Origin of the sequence: Algibacter sp. L4_22 (assembly GCF_023473045.1) — a bacterium.
Lineage (GTDB): Bacteria > Bacteroidota > Bacteroidia > Flavobacteriales > Flavobacteriaceae > Algibacter.
On record NZ_JAMCOK010000005.1, the window covers coordinates 257,031 to 279,072 of the forward strand.

Annotated in this window: 18 protein-coding genes; 12 read left to right on the forward strand and 6 right to left on the reverse strand. The window is 32.5% G+C overall.

Annotated features, from left to right (window positions below; translation table 11 throughout):
- Positions 1-123 precede the first annotated feature (123 nt).
- From M4I23_RS14540 to M4I23_RS14555, 4 genes are read left to right on the forward strand one after another with little or no spacing between them, the layout of a single operon-like run.
- On the forward strand, positions 124-2,079 hold the full coding sequence (locus M4I23_RS14540; protein ID WP_249754906.1) for a peptidylprolyl isomerase: 1,956 nt from the start codon (positions 124-126) through the stop codon (positions 2,077-2,079).
- Positions 2,080-2,934 carry a peptidyl-prolyl cis-trans isomerase gene (locus M4I23_RS14545; RefSeq protein WP_158848646.1) on the forward strand — a complete coding sequence of 285 codons (855 nt, stop codon included), beginning with the start codon at positions 2,080-2,082 and terminating at the stop codon, positions 2,932-2,934.
- A complete protein-coding gene (locus M4I23_RS14550) occupies positions 2,918-4,366 on the forward strand; it encodes a peptidylprolyl isomerase (protein WP_306799995.1) in 1,449 nt (482 codons plus the stop codon). The genes M4I23_RS14545 and M4I23_RS14550 overlap by 17 nt, the downstream gene beginning before the upstream one ends.
- A gap of 4 nt (positions 4,367-4,370) precedes the next feature.
- Positions 4,371-5,324 carry a MoxR family ATPase gene (locus M4I23_RS14555; protein WP_249754908.1) on the forward strand — a complete coding sequence of 318 codons (954 nt, stop codon included), beginning with the start codon at positions 4,371-4,373 and terminating at the stop codon, positions 5,322-5,324.
- Here M4I23_RS14555 and M4I23_RS14560 read toward each other — a convergent pair.
- Complete coding sequence (locus tag M4I23_RS14560) at positions 5,321-5,605, reverse strand: response regulator (protein WP_249754909.1); 285 nt, start codon at positions 5,603-5,605, stop codon at positions 5,321-5,323. The genes M4I23_RS14555 and M4I23_RS14560 overlap by 4 nt on opposite strands.
- A 694-nt stretch (positions 5,606-6,299) precedes the next feature.
- On the opposite strand from M4I23_RS14560, the gene M4I23_RS14565 reads away from it, so the two are divergent.
- Together M4I23_RS14565 and M4I23_RS14570 are read left to right on the forward strand one after the other, a co-directional pair.
- Positions 6,300-9,077, forward strand: coding sequence for a bifunctional aconitate hydratase 2/2-methylisocitrate dehydratase (locus M4I23_RS14565; protein WP_249754910.1), 2,778 nt, complete (start codon positions 6,300-6,302; stop codon positions 9,075-9,077).
- Positions 9,078-9,380: 303 nt separating this feature from the next.
- Complete coding sequence (locus tag M4I23_RS14570) at positions 9,381-11,651, forward strand: aconitate hydratase (protein ID WP_158848660.1); 2,271 nt, start codon at positions 9,381-9,383, stop codon at positions 11,649-11,651.
- Positions 11,652-11,952: 301 nt separating this feature from the next.
- On the opposite strand, the gene M4I23_RS14575 is transcribed toward M4I23_RS14570, so the two are convergent.
- The 5 genes from M4I23_RS14575 to M4I23_RS14595 form a co-directional block, all read right to left on the reverse strand.
- Positions 11,953-12,885: a TIGR01212 family radical SAM protein gene (locus M4I23_RS14575; protein WP_249754911.1), complete on the reverse strand. Its 933-nt coding sequence runs from the start codon at positions 12,883-12,885 to the stop codon at positions 11,953-11,955.
- Positions 12,886-13,027: 142 nt separating this feature from the next.
- Positions 13,028-14,722, reverse strand: coding sequence for an FAD-dependent oxidoreductase (locus M4I23_RS14580; protein WP_249754912.1), 1,695 nt, complete (start codon positions 14,720-14,722; stop codon positions 13,028-13,030).
- Positions 14,723-15,082: 360 nt separating this feature from the next.
- A complete protein-coding gene (locus M4I23_RS14585) occupies positions 15,083-15,637 on the reverse strand; it encodes a DsrE family protein (RefSeq protein WP_249754913.1) in 555 nt (184 codons plus the stop codon).
- A gap of 382 nt (positions 15,638-16,019) precedes the next feature.
- Positions 16,020-16,280, reverse strand: a complete 261-nt coding sequence (locus tag M4I23_RS14590) for a hypothetical protein (protein WP_249754914.1) — start codon at positions 16,278-16,280, stop codon at positions 16,020-16,022.
- A 73-nt stretch (positions 16,281-16,353) separates the two neighbouring features.
- Positions 16,354-17,085: a zinc-dependent peptidase gene (locus M4I23_RS14595; protein WP_262922292.1), complete on the reverse strand. Its 732-nt coding sequence runs from the start codon at positions 17,083-17,085 to the stop codon at positions 16,354-16,356.
- A 296-nt stretch (positions 17,086-17,381) separates the two neighbouring features.
- Here M4I23_RS14595 and mazG point away from each other — a divergent pair, with 296 nt between their 5' ends.
- From mazG to M4I23_RS14625, 6 genes are all read left to right on the forward strand, one after another.
- The gene (gene mazG, locus M4I23_RS14600) at positions 17,382-18,155 is read left to right on the forward strand and encodes a nucleoside triphosphate pyrophosphohydrolase (RefSeq protein WP_158848670.1); all 774 of its coding nucleotides are present in this window, start codon (positions 17,382-17,384) and stop codon (positions 18,153-18,155) included.
- A 323-nt stretch (positions 18,156-18,478) separates the two neighbouring features.
- Positions 18,479-18,916: a GNAT family N-acetyltransferase gene (locus M4I23_RS14605; protein WP_249754915.1), complete on the forward strand. Its 438-nt coding sequence runs from the start codon at positions 18,479-18,481 to the stop codon at positions 18,914-18,916.
- Between the two features lie 24 nt (positions 18,917-18,940).
- The gene (locus tag M4I23_RS14610; protein WP_158848674.1) at positions 18,941-19,132 is read left to right on the forward strand and encodes a hypothetical protein; all 192 of its coding nucleotides are present in this window, start codon (positions 18,941-18,943) and stop codon (positions 19,130-19,132) included.
- A gap of 35 nt (positions 19,133-19,167) precedes the next feature.
- Positions 19,168-19,974, forward strand: coding sequence for a pyrroline-5-carboxylate reductase (gene proC, locus M4I23_RS14615; RefSeq protein WP_158848676.1), 807 nt, complete (start codon positions 19,168-19,170; stop codon positions 19,972-19,974).
- 2 nt (positions 19,975-19,976) lie between these two features.
- Complete coding sequence (gene proB, locus M4I23_RS14620; protein WP_158848678.1) at positions 19,977-20,747, forward strand: glutamate 5-kinase; 771 nt, start codon at positions 19,977-19,979, stop codon at positions 20,745-20,747.
- Positions 20,748-20,760: 13 nt separating this feature from the next.
- The gene (locus tag M4I23_RS14625) at positions 20,761-21,960 is read left to right on the forward strand and encodes a glutamate-5-semialdehyde dehydrogenase (protein ID WP_249754916.1); all 1,200 of its coding nucleotides are present in this window, start codon (positions 20,761-20,763) and stop codon (positions 21,958-21,960) included.
- Positions 21,961-22,042: the final 82 nt, after the last annotated feature.

A 22,042-nucleotide genomic window follows, 5' to 3' on the forward strand; every position in this document is an offset into this window, starting at 1 on the left:
TAAATTAGTTTCAAATATACTTTAAAAAGTGTAATATATTTCTTTTTTAAACGTTTGTTAAAGCAACTTGCTTTATAGCTATATATTACTATTTTTGTTTTTATTAAAAATTTATATTTTCAGATGAAGTTTAAATATTTTTTTATTCTAGTTTCGTTCTTTTTATGTTTTTTATCAAATGCACAAACAACGGGTGAAGAAGTTTTATTTGAGGTTGGTGGCGATCCGGTTTATGTATCTGAGTTTATGAATGTTTATAATAAAAACTTGGATTTAGTACAAGATGAATCAAAGAAAAATGTAGATGAGTATCTCAAACTTTTCACAAATTATAAGCTTAAATTAAAGGAAGCTAAAACTCTTGGGTTAGACGAAAAACGAACTTACAAACGTGAGTTGCTAAGTTATAGAAAGCAGTTGGCTAAAAATTTTATGACGGATAATACGGTTACCGAAGCTTTAGTAGAAGAGGCTTACAATCGTATTTCTAACGAGGTTAAGGCACAACATATTTTAGTGTTATTAGCCGAAGACGCTAATCCTACAGATACTTTGGCTGCTTATAATAAAATAAACAAATTACGTGAAGCAACTTTAGCTGAAGGTTTTGCAAATACAATGAAGCAAAAAGCCGATGGAAAAACAATAATTGCAGAACAATTGGGCTGGTTTAACGGTTTTAAAATGGTTTATGCTTTTGAAAATGCAGCGTTTAATACTGCAGTTGGAGAAACTTCTCAGCCATTTAGAACGCGTTTTGGATACCATATTGTTAATGTACAGGATAAACGTAAATCTCGTGGCGAGCTTACCGTAGCGCATATTATGATCGTAAAAAAGGAAGGCGATGTAGGAGCAGAAGATCCTGAAACTAGAATTCAAGATATTTATAAAAAAATAAATCAAGGTGAAGATTTTGAGGCTTTGGCTAAGCAATTTTCTGATGATAAAAGTTCGGCTTCAAAAGGCGGATTAATGCCTGCGTTTTCTGGCGGACAATTAAGTGCTACAGAATTTGAAGATGTTGCCTTTGGATTAAAGGAAATAGGCGAAGTATCCAAACCTTTTAAAACCCAATACGGTTGGCATATTGTTAAATTATACAATAAAAAGCCAGTTGCAGATTTTAAGGAATTAAAAACAGAATTGGTTCAGAAAGTAAAACGTGACGAGCGTTCTAAGCGTATTGATAATGCGTTGTACAGTAAACTAAAAGAAACGTATAAAGTAAGTGGTGAGCAACCAAATCTTGATTATTTTGTATCGGTTTTAAATGAAGATTATTATAAACGCAAATGGAAATTACCATCGAGTTTTGAAGCAACAAAAACCTTGTTTACAATAGGCGAGAAGGAATTTAAATATAAAGATTTTGGTGATTTTTTAGTAAAAACCCAACGTAATCTACGTAATAACACACCTTTTAAAGCTATTGTAGAAGAAAAGTATATAGAATTTTTTAACATGAGTTTAGTGGATTATCACGAAGAAAATTTGGAGAATGTAAATCCAGAATTTGCAAATATTATTATGGAGTATCGTGATGGTTTATTGCTTTTCGACTTAATGGAAAACACCATTTGGAATGCTGCAAAAACAGATTCTGTTGCGATTCAAGAATTCTACGATTTAAATAGAAGTAATTATATTTCACCAAAACGAATAGATGCCGTAGTCGCTTCTTCATCGAAACAAAAAACATTGAAAAAAGTTTCGAAATTACTTTCTGAAGATATGAGTTTAGAGCGTATTAAAAACTTAGTGAATAGTAACGATGCCGTTGAAGTTATTTTTACTTCAGGAATTATGGATGCAGAGCATCAAACAATACCAAAAGGGTTTAAGTTTAAAAAAGGTGTTTCTAAAATTTTCAAGCATAACGATGCTTTCGAAGTTATTCAGGTTAAAGAAATTTTACCAAAAGCTCAAAAAACTCTAGAAGAGGCAAAAGGCTCTGTTATTTCAGATTATCAAAACGATAAAGAAGAAAAATGGGTAAAAACTTTAGCCGATAAGTATAAAGTGGTTATAAATAAGGACGTATTGAAAAAGGTGAAATCTCAAATAGAAAAACAATAGATGCAAAGAATAATCATTTTTATAATTTTAGCGTCATTAATGGTATCCTGCGATTTTTTTAGAAACGAGGAAGATAATCGCACACCAATTGCCAGAGTTAATAATTCGTATCTATACGAAGAGGATGTCTCACAATTAGTTTCCGAAGCCACTACAAAAGAAGATAGTGCAGTTTTAGTTGATAACTATATTAAAAATTGGGCTACAAAGCAACTGCTTTTAGATGGCGCTTTGCTTAATTTAAGTGAGGAGAAACAAGCAAGATTTGATAAATTGGTGAAACAATATAAAACAGATTTATACACTAAGGCATATATTGAGGCTTTAGTTAATAGAAGTATTGATACTGTAGTTGATCGAAATAAGGCAGAAGCTTATTATGACCTAAATAAAGATGTTTTTAAGTTGAATGAAGAATTAATTAAATTTAGATATATTCATGTAGATGAAAATATTATTGATTACAGTGGTATTGTAAAAAGATTTAAGCGTTTCACTGAAACCGATAAAAAGGAGTTAGATTCTATGTCTATTCAATTTAAATCCTATTCGTTAAACGATTCTATTTGGATAAAAGTAAGTCAGGTTGTTAGTAAAATTCCTGCTATTACACCCGAAAATAAAAATCAACTGTTAAAAAAATCTAATTTTGTACAGCTCAAAGATTCATTAGGAGTATATTTGATGCAAATTAATGATGTTTTAGGAAGAAATGATACGGCGCCGCTGGAATTTGTAACGCCAACAATTAACCAAATTGTTAAAAATAAGCGTAAATTAGAACTGATTAAAAAATTAGAAAAAGACATTACTAAGGATGCTATTAAAAATAAAGAATTTGAAATTTATAAATAACTTGAAATTTATTACTGTTGCTTTACTATGTATAGGAAATGCAGCATTTGCACAAGAAATTATTGAAGAAGAAGTTGACGTAAAAGTGGACTCTACGAGTTTAGCTCAAAACGTGAAAAGCGAGGTGCAAAGCGATTACAAAAAGCAAAAAGTAGATGCGGTTGCTGCGGTTGTTGGAGATTTTATTGTTTTAGAATCTGATGTTGATAAAACGTATTTGCAATTAGAAGCACAAGGTGTTAGTGTAAAAGACATTGAGCCGTGCCAGTTATTTGGAAAACTATTAGAAGATAAATTGTATGCACACCATGCTATACAAGATAGTATTATAGTTTCTGATGCGGAAATACGCAGTATGGTGGATTACCAAATGGAGCAGTTTTTAGCTGAATTAAATGGTGATATGACACGTTTGTTAGCGCTTTATGAAAAAGATAGCGAGAAAGCGGTTCGAGAAGAAATGTTCGAAATCAATAAGAAGAATAAGTTAGCTAAGGAAATGCAAGCTAAAATTGTTTCGGAAATTGAGGTGACTCCAGAAGAAGTTCGTTTATTTTTCTCAAAAATATCTAAAGAAGATCGTCCAACGTTTGGAACAGAACTTAAAGTAGCTCAAATTGTTTCGGAACCTAAAGTATCAGAAGATGAAGAGCAACGTGTAATAGACAGATTAAAACAGTTTAAGGCCGATATTGTTGAAAAAGGTGCAAGTTTCCGTTCTAAAGCGGTATTGTATTCTGAAGATCCTGGTTCTGCTAGTCGTGGTGGTAAATATACCTTGAATAAGAAAAAACCTAGAATGGTTAAGGAATTTAGACAAGTGGCATTTGCACTTCAAGAAGGTGAAATTTCTGAGCCATTTAAATCTGATTTTGGTTACCATATTATAACGGTAGATAAAATTAGAGGTCAAGAATACGATGTAAGTCATATTTTATTAACGCCTAAGGTTTCAGATGAAGCTATAGCGGAAGCTAAAGAACGTCTTGAAAAAGTTAGAGATCGTATTGAAAAAGGTGATATTACTTTTGCAGAAGCGGCTCGCGAAGCAAGTGACGAAAAAGAGACACGTAATGATGGCGGACAATTAATAAACCCTGCAACACAGGATTATAATTTCGAATTAACTAAAATGGATCCTGAGTTATATTCTCAGATTCAAGATTTAAAAGAAGGCGAAGTTAGTTTAGTTTTAACAGAGCAAGATAGAACAGGGAATATTAAGTATAAAATATTAAGAGTAACCGATAGAATAGATGAGCATGAAGCTAATTATGCTAGAGATTACTTAAAAATTAGAGAACTTGCTTTAGACGAAAAGAAAATTAAGGCCATCGAAGATTGGCAAAAAGAAAAAATAGCAGATACTTATATTAAAATTGGATCTAAATACAGAGATTGCGAGTTTTCTAGTAACTGGTTAAAAAACTAATTCTATGACCGATGTTGCTGCCATTGAACAATTTGTAAATAAATTTAAGGCATTAAAAACCGAAGTTGCTAAGGTAATTATTGGTCAAGATGCTGTTGTAAATCAAATTTTAATTTCTGTTTTCTCAGGAGGTCACGCGTTACTTATTGGTGTGCCTGGTTTAGCAAAAACCTTAATGGTAAATACAATAGCGCAAGCTTTAGGATTAGATTTTAAACGTATTCAGTTTACACCAGATTTAATGCCTAGTGATATTTTAGGTAGTGAAATTTTGGATGAAGACCGTCATTTTAAATTCATAAAAGGGCCTATTTTTGCTAACATCATTTTAGCAGATGAAATTAATAGAACACCTCCTAAAACACAAGCCGCACTTTTAGAGGCTATGCAAGAACGTTCTGTAACAGTTGCGGGACATCATTATAAATTAGATTTGCCTTATTTTGTTTTGGCAACACAAAACCCAATTGAGCAGGAAGGAACATATCCTTTACCAGAAGCACAATTAGACCGTTTTATGTTTGCTATTAATTTAGATTACCCCACTTTTGAGGAGGAAGTTCAAGTTGTAAAAGCAACCACTAATGATGAAAAAGTAACGGTTAACGCCTTGTTTTCTTCAAAAGAAATTGTCGATTTTCAGCATTTAATTCGTCGTATTCCTGTAGCAGATAATGTTATAGAATATGCAGTTTCTATGGTAGGGAAAACGCGACCAAATAGTGATACAGCTCCAGAAATTGTTAAAAATTATTTAGATTGGGGTGCAGGCCCAAGAGCTTCTCAAAACTTAATTTTAGCAGCAAAAACACATGCAGCAGTAAATGGTAAGTTCTCTCCAGATATTGAAAATGTACAAGCTGTGGCTGAAGGGATTTTAAGGCACAGAATTATTAAAAACTATAAAGCTGAGGCTGAAGGTGTTTCAGAAATAGATATTATTAAAAGTTTATTTTAAGTTTTAATTGAATTAAAACGGTTTAATATACTTATTGTATTCTCCGGGTTTAGAGGTTTGCTATAAAAATCAATAACGTTACAGTAGTTTTTAGCTTTTTCTTTATCAAAAACACTTGTACTTGACGTTAAAATAATAATTTTCGATTTGTGTTGGGTAGAATTAAGACGTTCTAAAAATTGCCAACCGTCTATATTTGGCATGTTCAAATCTAATAGAATAAGGTCTGGTTGATGTTCATAAATAGAATCAAGAGCTTCTTTGGGATTTGTAAACATCATATACCAGAAAACTCAATAAGAATTTTTGAAATCATGTTTGTAGTAGGATTGGTTATCCACTAAAAAAAAAATAAAATTAGATGCCTTTAAATTTATAATCTTTTTTATTATCAGAATTCTTAATACTATTTCTGCTCTTTTTTCTTCCTACTGTATTAAGTTTTTGAAAATCCAATAATTTAATTAACAAATTCTCAGTTTATAATTAAGTTTATTTAAATTAATTTAAAGAATCATCAAGTATAATTATAAAACATTAGGATAATCATAATCATATTAAAATCTGATGTCACTATAATAATTTATTATCATAGCTGATTGCATTACGTGAATTCTTTTTAAAACTTTGCTATAAATTTTTTATGTTTGCAGAACTTATAAATAAGTTACACGGTTTTAGATATCTTGTGAATTAGAGGTATGTAATCCATAACGGCAAAACGTGTTAATACAACACGGGAAGTTGTTGGAAATACCATAATACTTTCTGATAAAAACGTAAAACTATCATTGGTAAAAGAAACGATAATATAGATTTGTACGAGGAAAGAACTATATCGTTTTCGTTATCCATTTGTATTGTTTGTAAGGATACAATCTAATAAATGACTCTTATAGCCATTTATGTAAGCAGAAGAAGAGAAAATTATTATTTTATAAAGCTGTATTTAAACTAAATAGAAAAATATTATTTATGACCACTTATAAGGATTACATCAAGCAGATCGAAGAAAGAAAAGATCTAGGACTTCACCCACAGCCTATTGATGGGGCTGAGTTACTAAGCGAAATAATAGGGCAAATAAAAGATTTGGATAATGAGTATAGAGAAGATTCTCTTAACTTTTTTATCTATAATGTTTTACCTGGAACCACAAGCGCTGCTGGTGTAAAAGCTAAGTTTTTAAAGGAAATTATTTTAGGTGAATCGGTTGTTAAAGAAATAACACCTGCTTTTGCTTTAGAACAATTATCACACATGAAGGGTGGACCTTCAGTTGAAGTATTGTTAGATTTAGCTTTAGGTACAGATGCTGCTAAAGCTCAAGAGGCTGCAAAAGTATTAAAAACGCAAGTTTTCCTTTACGAGGCAGATATGGAGCGTTTAGAAAAAGCTTACCAAAATGGTAGTGCTATTGCTACGGAACTTTTAGAAAGTTATGCTAAAGCAGAGTTTTTTACAAAGCTTCCAGAAATTGACGAAAAAATTGATGTTATAACATTTATTGCTGGAGTTGGCGATATTTCTACAGATTTATTATCTCCAGGAGGAGATGCGCACTCACGTTCAGATAGAGAATTACACGGTCAGTGTTTATTTGAGCACAACATAGAGCAACAAAACGAATTAAAAGCAGTACAAGCGCAACATCCTGATAAAAGAGTGATGTTAATTGCTGAAAAAGGAACAATGGGCGTTGGTTCATCAAGAATGTCTGGTGTAAACAACGTAGCATTATGGACTGGTGTAAAAGCTAGCCCATATGTACCATTTATAAATATTGCTCCGGTAATTGCTGGAACAAACGGAATTTCTCCAATTTTCTTAACTACAGTTGGTGTAACTGGTGGTATTGGTTTAGACCTTAAAAACTGGGTGCAACAAAAAGATGCAGAAGGAAATACTATTCGTGATGAAGATGGGGAACCAGTTTTAAAAGAAGAGTATTCTGTAGAAACAGGAACTGTACTTACTATTAATACCAAAGAGAAAAAATTATATAACGGAGATAAAGAGTTAAAAGATATTTCTGCGGCATTTACACCACAAAAAATGGAGTTTATGAAGGCAGGTGGTTCTTACGCTGTTGTTTTCGGTAAAAAATTACAAACATTTGCTTCTAAAGTTTTAGGTGTAGATGTAGTACCTGTATATGCGCCATCAAAAGAAATTTCTATTGAAGGGCAAGGTCTTACAGCTGTTGAAAAAATATTCAATAAAAATGCTGTAGGAACAACTCCAGGTAAAGTTTTACATGCAGGTTCAGACGTTCGTGTAGAAGTAAACATTGTAGGTTCTCAAGATACTACAGGTTTAATGACGTCTCAAGAATTAGAAATGATGGCTGCTACAGTTATCTCTCCAATTGTTGATGGTGCTTACCAATCTGGTTGTCATACAGCTTCTGTTTGGGATGATAAGTCTAAAGCAAACATTCCTAGATTAATGAGCTTTATGAACGATTTTGGTTTAATTACCGGTCGTGATCCTAAAGGGAAGTATTTCCCAATGACAGATGTTATTCATAAAGTATTAAACGATCTTACAGTAGGAGATTGGGATATTATTATTGGTGGAGATTCTCACACACGTATGTCTAAAGGTGTTGCTTTTGGAGCAGATTCAGGAACGGTTGCCTTAGCATTAGCTACAGGTGAGGCTTCTATGCCTATTCCGCAATCTGTAAAAGTTACTTTTAAGGGGCAAATGAAATCTTACATGGATTTCCGTGATGTAGTACACGCTACACAATCTCAAATGTTAAAGCAATTTGGAGGAGAAAACGTATTCCAAGGAAGAATCATTGAGGTTCATATTGGTACACTTACTTCAGATGAAGCCTTTACATTTACAGATTGGACTGCAGAGATGAAAGCAAAAGCTTCTATCTGTATTTCTGAAGATGATACTTTAATTGAATCTTTAGAAATAGCAAAAGGTCGTATCCAAATCATGATTGATAAAGGTATGGATAATGCAAAACAAGTTCTTAAAGGTCTTGTTGATAAAGCAAATACTAGAATTACTGAGCTTAAAACGGGTATCAAACCATCTTTAAGACCAGATGCAAATGCTAAATATCATGCAGAAGTTGTTATCGATTTAGATGAAATCGCAGAACCAATGATTGCAGATCCAGATGTAAATAACGACGATGTTTCTAAACGTTATACACATGATAATATTAGACCATTATCTTATTACGGAGGAACTAAAAAAGTAGATTTAGGTTTTGTAGGATCTTGTATGGTTCACAAAGGTGATATGAAAATATTAGCTCAAATGTTAAAGAATGTTGAGGCTCAATATGGTAAAGTTGAATTTAAAGCTCCTTTAGTTGTTGCTCCACCAACATATAATATTGTTGATGAGTTAAAAGCAGAAGGCGATTGGGATGTTTTAGTAAAATATTCAGGTTTCGAATTTGATGATAGCGCACCAAAAGGTTTAGCACGTACTAAGTATGAAAACATGTTGTATTTAGAACGTCCAGGTTGTAACCTTTGTATGGGTAACCAAGAAAAAGCAGAACCAGGAGATACGGTTATGGCGACATCTACACGTTTATTCCAAGGTAGAGTTGTAAAAGATACTGGTGAGAAAAAAGGCGAATCTTTATTATCATCTACTCCAGTTGTAGTATTATCTACAATTTTAGGTAGAACTCCTACTATGGCAGAATATGAAGCCGCTGTAGACGGTATTGTTTTAACGAAGTTTAAGCCTTCAACAAAACAATTAGTTAGATAATCAAAATATAAATTTTTTATAATTAAAAGCCTGAATCTTAGATTCAGGCTTTTTTTGTTTTATAGAGTCAATTATACTTTTTTTCAAGTCAATAAAAACAATTGTAATATTTTAAATTTGAAGTTAGAGTGAAGACATCTTTATGTCTTTAATTTTATTAATTTTTGGAGTTAAATATTTAGAACAGTGAATATTATTTTAGAATTATTTAACGTTATCAAAATGTGAAAATATGATTATAATAATTCTATATTTTGTACATTGTAGTAATTAAAATTCAAATAACAAAAAAACAAATATTTTATGGCATTTGACATCGACATGATTAAGGAGGTTTATACCAAAATGGCAGAGCGTGTAGACAAAGCACGAGGCATTGTAGGCAAACCATTAACACTTTCTGAAAAGATTTTATATTCTCACCTTTGGGAAGGAAACCCTACCAAGGCTTTCTCGAGAGGTAAGGATTATGTAGATTTTGCGCCAGATAGAATTGCTTGCCAAGATGCAACAGCGCAAATGGCACTTTTGCAATTTATGCAAGCCGGAAAATCTTCAGTAGCTGTGCCAACAACGGTACATTGCGATCACTTAATTCAGGCAAAAGACGGAGCAGCAACAGATTTAAAACATGCGAACAGTGTAAGTAGCGAAGTTTTTAATTTTTTAGAATCTGTATCTAATAAATACGGAATAGGTTTCTGGAAACCAGGAGCAGGAATTATTCACCAAGTAGTTTTAGAAAATTATGCTTTTCCAGGAGGTATGATGATTGGTACCGATTCTCACACAGTTAACGCTGGAGGTTTAGGAATGGTAGCCATTGGAGTTGGTGGAGCCGATGCTGTAGATGTTATGGCAGGAATGGCTTGGGAACTTAAATTCCCTAAATTAATAGGTGTGAAGTTAACTGGTAAATTATCAGGATGGACAGCACCAAAAGATGTTATTTTAAAAGTGGCCGGAATTCTTACTGCAAAAGGAGGAACTGGGGCTATTGTAGAATATTTTGGTCCTGGAGCAACTTCAATGTCTTGTACAGGAAAAGGAACTATTTGTAACATGGGAGCTGAAATAGGAGCTACAACATCTACTTTTGGTTATGATGAGTCTATGGAACGATATTTACGTGCTACAGACAGAAACGATGTTGCCGATGCTGCAAATAAAGTTAAAGGATATCTAACTGGTGATGCTGAAGTTTATGCAAACCCAGAGCAATATTTCGACGAAGTTATTGAAATTAACTTATCAGAATTAGGACCATTATTAAACGGACCTTTCACACCAGATTTATCTACACCAGTAGGTAAAGACATGAACAAGAAAGCAACAGCTAACGAGTGGCCATTAAAAGTAGAATGGGGATTAATAGGGTCTTGTACCAACTCATCTTACGAAGATTTATCTCGTGCATCATCCATAGCACAGCAAGCCTTAGATAAAGGTTTAAAAATGAAATCGGAGTTAGGGATTAACCCAGGATCGGAACAAGTGCGTTATACTGCCGATAGAGATGGTATTATAGGTATATTTGAAAAACTAGATGCTAAAATATTTACAAATGCTTGCGGACCATGCATTGGACAATGGGCAAGATATAGCGATCCTAAAAACGCACCAAAAAACAGCATTGTACACTCGTTTAACCGAAACTTTGCTAAACGTGCCGATGGAAACCCAAATACACATGCATTTGTGGCCTCTCCAGAGATCACAGCAGCTATTGCTATTGCAGGTCGTTTAGATTTCAATCCATTAACCGATAAGTTAATTAACGAGAATGGTGAAGAAGTGATGTTCGATGAGCCAACAGGATGGGAATTACCACCAAAAGGGTTCGAAGTAAAAGATAACGGATACCTTGCTCCAGAAGCAGATGGTAGCCACGTAGAAGTAAAAGTAGCCGAAGATTCGGAGCGTTTACAATTACTTACACCATTCACACCTTTAGGTAACACCATTAATGGCGCTAAATTATTAATAAAAGCCTTAGGCAAATGTACCACCGATCATATTTCTATGGCAGGACCATGGTTGCGTTTCCGTGGGCATTTAGATAATATCTCTAACAACTGTTTAATTGGAGCCGTTAACGCATTTGGAGAAAAAACTAACTTTGTTAAAAATCAATTAACAGGAGAATTTGGTGGCGTTCCAGATACAGCAAGAGCATACAAAGCAGCAGGCGTAAAAACAATTGTAGTTGGCGATCATAACTACGGCGAAGGATCTTCTCGTGAACATGCAGCCATGGAGCCAAGACACTTAGGAGTAGCGGCAGTTATTGTAAAATCGTTCGCTCGTATCCACGAAACAAACCTTAAAAAACAAGGGATGTTAGGTTTAACTTTTGCTAATGAAAGCGATTACGATTTAATTCTAGAAGATGATACTTTCAACTTCACAGATTTAAACGCATTTGCTCCGGGAAAACAATTAACATTAGAAGTTGTTCATGCCGATGGAAGTAAAGATGTTATTAAACTAAACCACACTTATAACGATGCTCAAATTGCATGGTATAACGAAGGTTCTGCTCTTAACTTAATTAAGAAAGAGAATAACGCTTAATTAATAAATTAGACCTGCAAAGGACGTATGCTGAATTTCTTTTCAGTATAAAATTCTTGTAGGTTCTTTAATAATATAAAAATCCGGCTCTCGAGCTGGATTTTTTGCTTTTATATTATATCTGTTAGGGCGTTACCACAAGGGTCGGGCTTTCACTACTCGCTTTTTTGTGTTGCATAGGTACAACAACACAAAAAGAGCTCAAAGCATGCCGTTCAATCCCTAACGCAAGTGTTTGCTGGGATTTAGTTTTAATTTAAATACTGGATAATACTAAAAAAGTGACTTGATTAAATAAATACTACCTGTTTTTGCCTTGCCAAAGATTCTTTTCTATTAGTTGTTTATCAATTTTCGCGACAATTTCAAAATTCTTTAAGCCATTCCAGTTTGGTGCAATTAATAAATGCTTTGGTGATTCGCTAATAAAACGTTCTATTATAATATCTGGTCGCAACAAGGCTACAAAATCGGTTATTAAATCGATATACTCTTCCGCAGAATATAAACTGAATTTTTCTGGAGTTTTTTTAAATTGGTGCGCCATCATAGTATGTTTTACAATCTGTAAATGGTGCAGTTTTAAACTGTTTATTGGCAATTTAGACAATTTGGTGGCATGGTTTAAAATATCGTCCTTGGTTTCTCCTGGTAAACCAATAATCATATGTGCTCCTAAATGTAAACCCTTGTTTTTTGCAAGTTCATATGCATCAACAGTTTCTTGAAAGCTATGGCAACGGTTTACATCTTTTAAAGTTTTGTCTAAAGTACTTTCTACTCCAAACTCTAATGAAATGAAGTACTCTTTAGATAAACTAGATAGAAAATCAATTAAATCTGGATTAATACAATCTGGTCTTGTACCAATAACCAGCCCAATTACTTTAGGATGATTTACAGCTTCATTATATAATTGCTTTACTAAATTAATATCTGCATAAGTATTGGTGTAGGCTTGGAAATAAGCTAAATAGCGTTGTGTTTTATATTTTTTTGAGAAGAATGTGATGCCTTCATCTAATTGTTGTGTGATGCTTTTTTCTGGTTTGCAATAGTTTGGATTAAAGGTGTTGTTATTGCAATAAGTACAACCTCCTATACCTTTAGACCCATCTCTGTTAGGACATGTAAAACCTGTATCTAATGAAATTTTTTGAACGCGTTCGGAAAACTGCTCTTTGATAAAAGATGAGTAATCGTTGTATCGTTTATTGTTGTTATTGAATTTCATTTGATAAACAAAATTAGTGATTATCCTTTAATAATTATTACTATAAAATGGATTTCTCCCTTCGTAGAAAAGATAAAAGAAGTAACAAAAAAAGACTGCCTTTTTAGGCAGTCTTTTTAATCCAAAAATCTAAAAAAGCTTTTTATTTCTTAACTAATATAGGTTCCGGAATTTCAACACGGTCGCTATACATTTGCCATACTTTAAAACCTCCTGCAACATTTGCAATATGAGTTACACCGTTATTTCTTAAAATTAATTCGGCTAAATAACCTCTTAATCCTTTTTGACAGAAAACAATAACTTTTTTATCGAGACTCTTTATAAAATCTACAGATTGTCTTAATTCATCCAAAGGATAATTTACGGCTCCAGGAATCGTTCCTTTTCCGTATTCTTCAGCCGTTCTGGAATCTACTAGTAAATAGCCTTCGTTTAAATTATTATCTTTCATTAAAAGTTCCAAATCCTCTACAGATATTTGTTCACTTCTATTGTTTATAATATTTTCGGCTACAAAACTTGTAACTACCACAGGGTCTTTTGCTGGAGAAAATGGAGGTGCATATGCTAAATCTAATTGTGCTAAATCTGTAATTTTTAATTTAGCATAAATGGCTGTACTCAATACATCTACACGTTTGTCAACTCCAACTTCTCCAAAGAGTTCTGCTCCTAATATTTGTTCGGTTTCAGGGCTGTAATAAATCTCTGTGATTAAATCCTTTTGTCCTGGATAATAACCTGGTGTAGAACCAGCAACCGTTAAAACGGTTTTAAATGGAATACCTTTTTGAGTTAATGCTCTTGCATTCATTCCAGTTCTTGCCAAGGTATAATCAAATACTTTTACTATAGCTGTTTTGTAAGCGCCTTTAAATTCAATTGTTCTACCTACTGCATTAGCTCCTGCTGCACGCCCAGCTTTATTAGAATGTGTTCCTAAAGGAAAGTAATCATACTCATTTGTTTGTAAATTTTTAATCGATACATTGTCTCCTGCAGCATATACATCTTTTATAGATGTTTCCATTAATTCATTTACTTTCAATGCACCATTATCAATGGCTTCAGCACCTTCTGCAAGTAATAAGTCTGTATTTGGTTTAATACCCACACTTAAGATTACAAAATCGGTTGGAATGCTTTTTCCAGCTTGAGTAACTACTGCTTTAATTTTTCCGTTTTTGTCAATATCGAATTTAGAAACAAAGCTTAATGTTAGAACTTCAATACCTTTAGAAGCTAATACGTTTCCTGCAAAGATTCCGAATTTTTGTTGCCACATATTTAAAACATGCGAATCGCCTTCAATTAAAGTAACTTCTTTTCCAGCCTCTTTAAGGTTTTCAGCAACTTCAACACCTATTAAACCTGCCCCAATAACGGTTATATGTTTGGATGTGCTTGCTAATCCTTCTTTCGTGATTTTATCATAATCAATCATAGAGCGGCAAGTAGACCAATTACTGGCTAATTTTATATTACCTATTGGAGGCACAATAGATTTTGCTCCTGTGGCAAAAATTAGGGTATCATAAGTATAACTGTTTGTCTGAGAATAAACTGTTTTGTTTTGAGTGTCAATTTTTATAATTTCTTCGTTTAAATGGACATCAATATTAAATCGGTTTTGAAGTAATTCTGGTTTTACTACCATTAAATTGTCTCTACTCTCGATAACACCTGAAAATGCATATGGCATCCCGCAGGTTGCATAACTAATATTGGCTCCTTTTTCAAACAAAAGAATTTCAGCTTGTTCGTTTTCACGTCTTGCTTTTGCTGCTGCAGATGGACCTGCAGACAAACCTCCGATAATTATAATTTTTTTCATCTATATGACTAATTTAGATGCTAATTTCAGTCAAATATTTTACTTAGTATGTAATATTTGTTACTATAACGATTTCTTTAATTGATATTTTATTATATTTTTTGTGTATTCGCTGTTTTAGTTTATTAATCATGAAATTCGGCTAGCAACTAATAAGCAAAATAGAATTAAAGAAGCCCAAACAAGGCTTAATGTTCTAGCATATGTATTTGGGCGTTACCCGAAAAGGGTCGGGCTTTCACTACTCGCTTTTTTGTGTTGCATAGGTGCAACAACACAAAAAGAGCTCAAACAGGCCGTTCAATCCCTAACGCATTTAAGTAGGCTAAAAACAGAATGTAATGGCTGTATTACCCTATTTTAGAATTTAATTAGCGAAAAATTATTCATTTGATATACCGTTAGCACACTCATGGCCGACAATGCAACTTTAACTTCTGGTAATAAATCGGCTTTATTGTAACCACTATAAGACATAGATTGACCACAAACAAAAACATCAACACCAATATCAGAAAGTGATTTAATTAAGTGTTCATTAGGGTTTTCTACTTTAAATTTTTCATTATAAACATTAGAAGATAGAGCATCTTTTGTTGATCCTCCATGCAAAACAAGTGCTAAGTGTATGTTTTCTTTAGGAATACCATACCGTACATGCATGTTATAATAACGATGTAAACTGGCTATTATATAATTTATTTTACTAGCATCGGTTTGTTTACTATCAATATCAAAAATTGCTTTTAAATCTTGCGCAGGATCCGGCAGTAAGTCTAGATTTTCTACAGAGAAAACGGGGCCTATATTATCAAAAACAGGACCTGTTGTTGGCTTATTAGTTTGCGCAAAAGAGAAGTTAACTTGAATAAGGAATAAAACGAATATAAATAGATATTGAAATTTAATTTGCATTTTTATTTAAAAATAATGGTTCACAGCTAAAATATTAATTTTATTAACGCAAATAGATTTTTATTTTGTCTAGCATAAATGCATAAAAAAAAATAGGGTAGAAGGAATTATTTTTTTTGTAATGTGAACAAATAAAAATTCTATATCAAAGTAATAAATAAAGCTTTCATAATGTATAAAACAGTGGTTTTATCTTATTTGATAAATAGAGCAATAACTATGTTCTTTATCACCTAAAACATTTAGACTTGCTAGAAATGGTATAGTATCATCTTTTGCTAAACCTATTGTTTTAGAAATACGTCTTTAAGGATAAGATACGTTTATAGCTATCACTGCCACGCTCAGGTAATTTTATTCAGCAATTAAAACGTTGTTTTTTTCAATACTTAATCCAAAATTTGTATTGGCATATATTAGGAGAACTAATTTTTATTTGTGCATTAATTGTATAAATACCATCTTGTTTAGCCGTAAATGTGTTTGAGGTTACATCAAATTCATCAATACTATCAACTTCTTCACTATCAAATGTTATTTTAGAATTTACAAGAGTAAAGGCTAATATTTTTAGTCCTCCACTAGAGAAAGATGCCTTTACTGCAGTAGGCAATACTGCTTTTAAAATTTGTTCTGCGGGCACTCTATTAATCGTATTTATTATAAGATTAAATTGTTAAATATAAGTAGTTTAGGTGTTTTTTTGTCTCTTTTAACTATAGAATAGGATTTGTTTTATTTCTAGGGTCTTGTTTTAATAGTTTGGTCGTGCTAAAGTATAATAAGGGCTCGTTTTCTTCAAAATATTCAGCTTGTTCAAAAAATGTTTCTAAAGACACTGAGAATAATTCTACCAAGTTGGTTCCAGCATAATCTCTTAAAACTTTATTGTCGTTAGATTTTACTTTTTCAAGTTTAACTTCGGCGTGTTTTCTCCAATTATTAAAATCCTTCTTTTTAAATATTTTTGATAGATAGGAACGTGAAGTATTTTCAAAAATTAAACAATGCCCAAATTCATGAATGCATAGGTTTAAAGCATCATCGGGTATTTTAAAACCCCTTTCTATAGCTGGCCAAGACATGTTTATTTTTTTAGTATGTAAATTAACATCACCATCAAAGAGCGCTGCATTGTTTTTATAAGAATAAGGTTGGGGCGTAATAAATATATTATTGAATACTTTAAGAGTATCTGTTTTTAGTCCAAATGTGAGTTGGGCAAAGGCACTAGAAATAATAATTTTCATCTTATTATTAACAACAAATCCTTGGGTAGAGTTAAAAGTTGTAGTTCGGATAAAAAGAAGTGTGCGTATTTGAAAATTATATTTATTAACCTTAGAAAGGTTTTGGTAATATGGACTGTAAACTGATAAAACTTTATCGCATTCAAGCTTTGTCTTTTTTGTAAAAAGTAAGGCTATAAGTTTGTGTTTTATATTCAAATTGATTCGTTTTTGTTAAGAGAATTGTTTTTTAGAAAACAAAATAGTTATTAAAAATTTTACTATTTTTATTTTGTTACTTTTTTATTAAAGCAATACTAGTTTTCTAATTAAGTAGTAAACTTAATATTATTTATGTTCTCTATTTTATAGAATACATAATTTCTTAACATTTTATTCTCTGTTGCAATTATTCAAAATAGTATTTTTACAGTCTAATTAACCTTTAAGGAAACACTTTAAAGTATCTATTGCAATTGTTATTTCCGAGACATCGGGAACCAAATCTTATTTTTATGAATTCTAGAGCAAACCAGCTAAAAGCTTTCGATCGTTTATTAACCATAATGGACGAGCTACGTGCGCAATGTCCATGGGATAAAAAGCAAACCATGGAAACGCTTCGTCATTTAACCATAGAAGAAACTTACGAACTTGGCGACGCTATTTTAGATAAGGATTTAGAAGAAGTAAAAAAAGAATTAGGTGATGTGCTTTTACATATTGTGTTTTATTCCAAAATAGGTAGTGAAACTAAAGATTTTGATATTGCCGATGTTTGTAATTCTATTTGCGAAAAATTGATACATAGGCATCCGCATATTTATAGCGATGTAAAAGTTGAAAATGAGGAAGATGTTAAACGAAACTGGGAAAACTTAAAACTCAAGGAAGGAAAAACGAGTGTTTTAGAAGGTGTTCCAAAAAGTTTACCTGCATTGGTAAAAGCCAGTCGTATTCAAGAAAAAGTGGCTGGAGTAGGTTTCGATTGGGAAGAGCCTGGCCAGGTTTGGGAAAAAGTAGAGGAGGAACTCAGCGAGTTTAAAGTTGAGGTAGAAGCAAATGACCAAGATGCTATGGAAAGTGAATTTGGCGATGTTTTGTTCTCTTTGGTAAACTATGCTCGTTTTAAAAATATTAATCCAGAAAATGCTCTAGAACGTACTAATAAAAAGTTTTCTAAACGTTTTCAATATCTGGAAAGCAAAGCAAAAGCATTAAACAAACCTTTAGCAGATATGACGCTTGCCGAAATGGATGTTTTTTGGGAAGAGGCTAAAAAACTATAAACCATAAAAACAAGCCTTTTTTGGGAATTGTATTTATCTTAACATGCTAAATTTGCTGTTAGGGCTTAGTTTTTTTATATTTGCACCATGGTAAAAGGTATACATGAAAAGAGAAATATTAGAATCTTCAACTTTAACTTTCTAGTTTTTAGAACTCAGTCGGATAAATTTATTCCTCCTGGACTTTAGTATCAAGCCAATCTCCTTACTACATTTTTTACACTTTTATTATTTACTTATACTATGTAGGTGAATAATTAATTGCGTTAATTATTTTTTCTATTTACCTAAATTCTAGGTATAATCATAAATAATATCATTTAATGAATATTACAACATTTGATGCCTTTTCGAGGCTATCAATTAATGATATATCCCGTATTTCGAAATTTTTGTATGAACACTCAGGTGAATTTAAAGACACCAAAAGTGCTATTCGAAAATCAATTATGTATGCGGCAAAAGAAGTTCCAGGTCTTGGCGGTTACGTTTTCATCATGGAAAATAAAGGTGAAATACTTGGCGCCATAGTTGTGAATAGAACAGGTATGAATGAATATCTGGCAGAAAACATACTAGTTTACATTGCTGTAAAAGAGTCGTGTAGAGGTGAAGGGATTGCTCAGAAATTAATATCACACACTATAAAATATTGTAGAGGCGATATAGCGATACATATAAACAAAGAAAATCCTGTTATTAAATTATTTGAAAAACAGGGTTTTAAATCAAGAAATATAGAAATGAGATTAGAAAGATAATCTATTTTTAAAAAACACAGACAAATGAAAATTATACGAGTAAAAAGAAACACAACTTACGAAAAAATACATAGTGTTAAAATGGGAGAACTTACAAGTAAAGTTACTCATATTAAGAAATACTTATTTGGTTTACCTATAAAAACGTTGCATAAATATCGTGAAACATATTATGGTGAAGTTAAAGATGATAAAGATTGTATTCTTTTTGTATAACCGAATTTTTTAATCATTAATAAAATATATATTAAATGAAAGTACTGGTAATTGGAGCAGGAAACATGGGGCTTACTTATGCGGAAGGCATGTCTAAATCTAGACTGCTAAAAAAGAGAAATATTATGGTTTTGGATAAATCTGAAGAGAAATTGGAGGAGCTTAACCAAATATCACATTTTGACGCATTTAAAGAGTTGGAAGACTGCGTACCAAAAGCAGATATTATTTTTATTGCAGTAAAACCATACCATGCGGAAGGTGTTTTTAAAGCCATTAGCAAATTGGTAAGCTCACAACAAATTATTGTCTCTATTATGGCGGGTGTAACTATAGCCTCTATAAAAGAACTAACAGGTTTAGATAAAGTAGTGCGGGCCATGCCAAATTTGCCAGCGCAAATAGGTAAGGGTTTAACATCTTATGTAACGTCTCCAGAAGTTTCTAGAATAGAAATGTTAACTGTGGAAAGTTTATTAGATACCACCGGGAAATCAATGCGAGTTTCTAGTGAAAATCTTATTGATGCTTCTACTGGAATTTCTGGTAGCGGACCAGCCTATGTATTCTATTTTATGCAAAGTATGATGGAAGCGGCACTGCAAATGGGGTTTTCTAAAAACGACTCGTCTGTTTTGGTAAGTCAAACATTTACAGGTGCTATTGAGCTTTTTAATCAATCTAATTTATCACCAAATTCTTGGATGGATAAAGTAGCATCAAAAGGCGGAACTACACGTGCAGCGTTAGATTCTATGGAAGATAATAATGTTAATGAATTAATAAAAGAAGCCGCTTTTGCAGCATTTAGCCGTGCTGTAGAAATGGGAAAAGAACACTAAAAATGTGTAAACAAAGAATAGTGATTAAGGTTGGTACAAACGTAATGACCAATAAAGATAATAGAATTGTAAGACCGGTTTTACAACGATTAGTAAAACAAATAGCAGAACTTTATGAGCGTGGTATCATGACGATATTAGTGTCTTCTGGTTCTGCAATTGCCGGAAAAGAAGTTATTGGAAAATCTAAAATTAAAGATAAAACAGTAAGACGTCAAGTATATTCATCCATCGGGCAACCCAGAATGATGCGCCTTTATTATGATATTTTTCATGATTATGGATTAAAATGTGCTCAAGTACTGCCTACTAAACGAGATTTTAGTCCAGGCGTACATAGACAAAATATGATTAATTGTTGCGAAGGATTACTTTCTGAAGGGGTAATTCCTATTGCTAACGAGGATGATGCGGTATCGATAACCATGTCTATGTTTTCAGATAATGATGAGCTAGCAAGTTTAATTGCGCAGCTTATAAACGCTGATAAGCTTATTATTTTAACAGATATAGACGGGCTTTATACAGGCCATCCAGAAGCAGCGAGTAGTGATTTAATAAAAAATGTGAATCCAGAAGAAGATCTGGATAAGTATATTCAAAAAAACACTAAAGCCGAAGGAGAAGGCCGTGGCGGTATGGGGTCGAAGCTAGATTATGCACAACAAACGGCTGCCAATAATATTCCAACTTATATTGCTAATGGTAAAAAAGACAATACTATTATTGATATTATAGATGGAAAAGCAGTAGGCACAAAAGTGTCTCTTTAAAATAAAAAATACAATGAAATTAATTTCAGAAAAAATAAAAAATAGTGTTTTAAAAAGCATGGAGATTCTTTTAAAGGAAAACGAAGAGGCTTTATTAAATGCGAATAAAAAAGATATAGCGTCTTTTAATCAAGAAGATCAAGCTATGTATGATCGCTTAATTTTAAATAAAAAGAAGATCGACGGCATGATTACCGCCATAGAAGTGGTTCGAGAACAGGAAGACCCTGTAAATAAAATTATCAGTAGAAAAGAATTTGAAAACGGTTTAGATGTAGTGAATAAAACGGCTCCATTTGGAACCATTATGATTATTTACGAGTCTAGACCAGATGTTACTGTAGAAGCTACCGTGCTTGCTTTTAAAGCCAATAATAAAATATTGCTTAAAGGAGGTAAAGAAGCTGTGCATAGCAATAGGGCTATTATTAAGCTTTGGCATAAGGCACTTGAAGAAAATGGATTAAGTACAGATTATATTCAAATGTTAACTATGAATAGGTTAGAAACTCAAGCTTTTTTGAAAAACCCTACCGAGCCGTTAGATTTGATTGTGCCAAGAGGTGGCGAGCAACTTATTAAGTTTGTTAAAGAACATGCTACCTGTGCTGTTTTGGTTAGTGGGCGTGGAAATAATTTTTTATATGTTGACGAAGCTGCAGATTGGAAAAAAACTATTGGAGTAATTTTAAATGCTAAGACTCAGAAAATTTCGGCATGTAATGCTTTAGATAAAATTTTAGTAAGTAAAAAACTTCCTGATTATGCTGGTAGAATTTTAGATTTAAATGAAATTTTAAAAGATAGTGGTGTAGAGGTTTTAGTTGACGACGAAACGAAATCGATTTTAACTAATGAAAAGTTAATAACTGATAATTCGATTTGGTATCAAGAATTTTTAGAAATGAAATGCTGTATTGGATCGGTTGATTCTGTTTTTGAAGCTATTGAAAAAATAAACGAATATTCTGGCGGACATTCTGCTACTATAATGACAACAAATAATGATGTTGCAAAAACTTTTATGGAGCAAGTAGATTGTGCTGTAGTATATCAAAACGCATCTACTCGGTTTACCGATGGCGGACAAATTGGTGTAGGAGCAGAACTTGCCATTAGTACAGATAAATTGCATCACCGTGGGCCTTTAGGTCTTAAAGAACTCGTTACCAATAAATATTATGTTTTTGGAGACGGCCATGTTCGCGTTTAGTTTTTAGAAAACGTAATTTGGTATTAAAAAAGGCAGCTTAGAATTTCTAAGCTGCCTTTTTTAATTTTTAAACTGATATTAT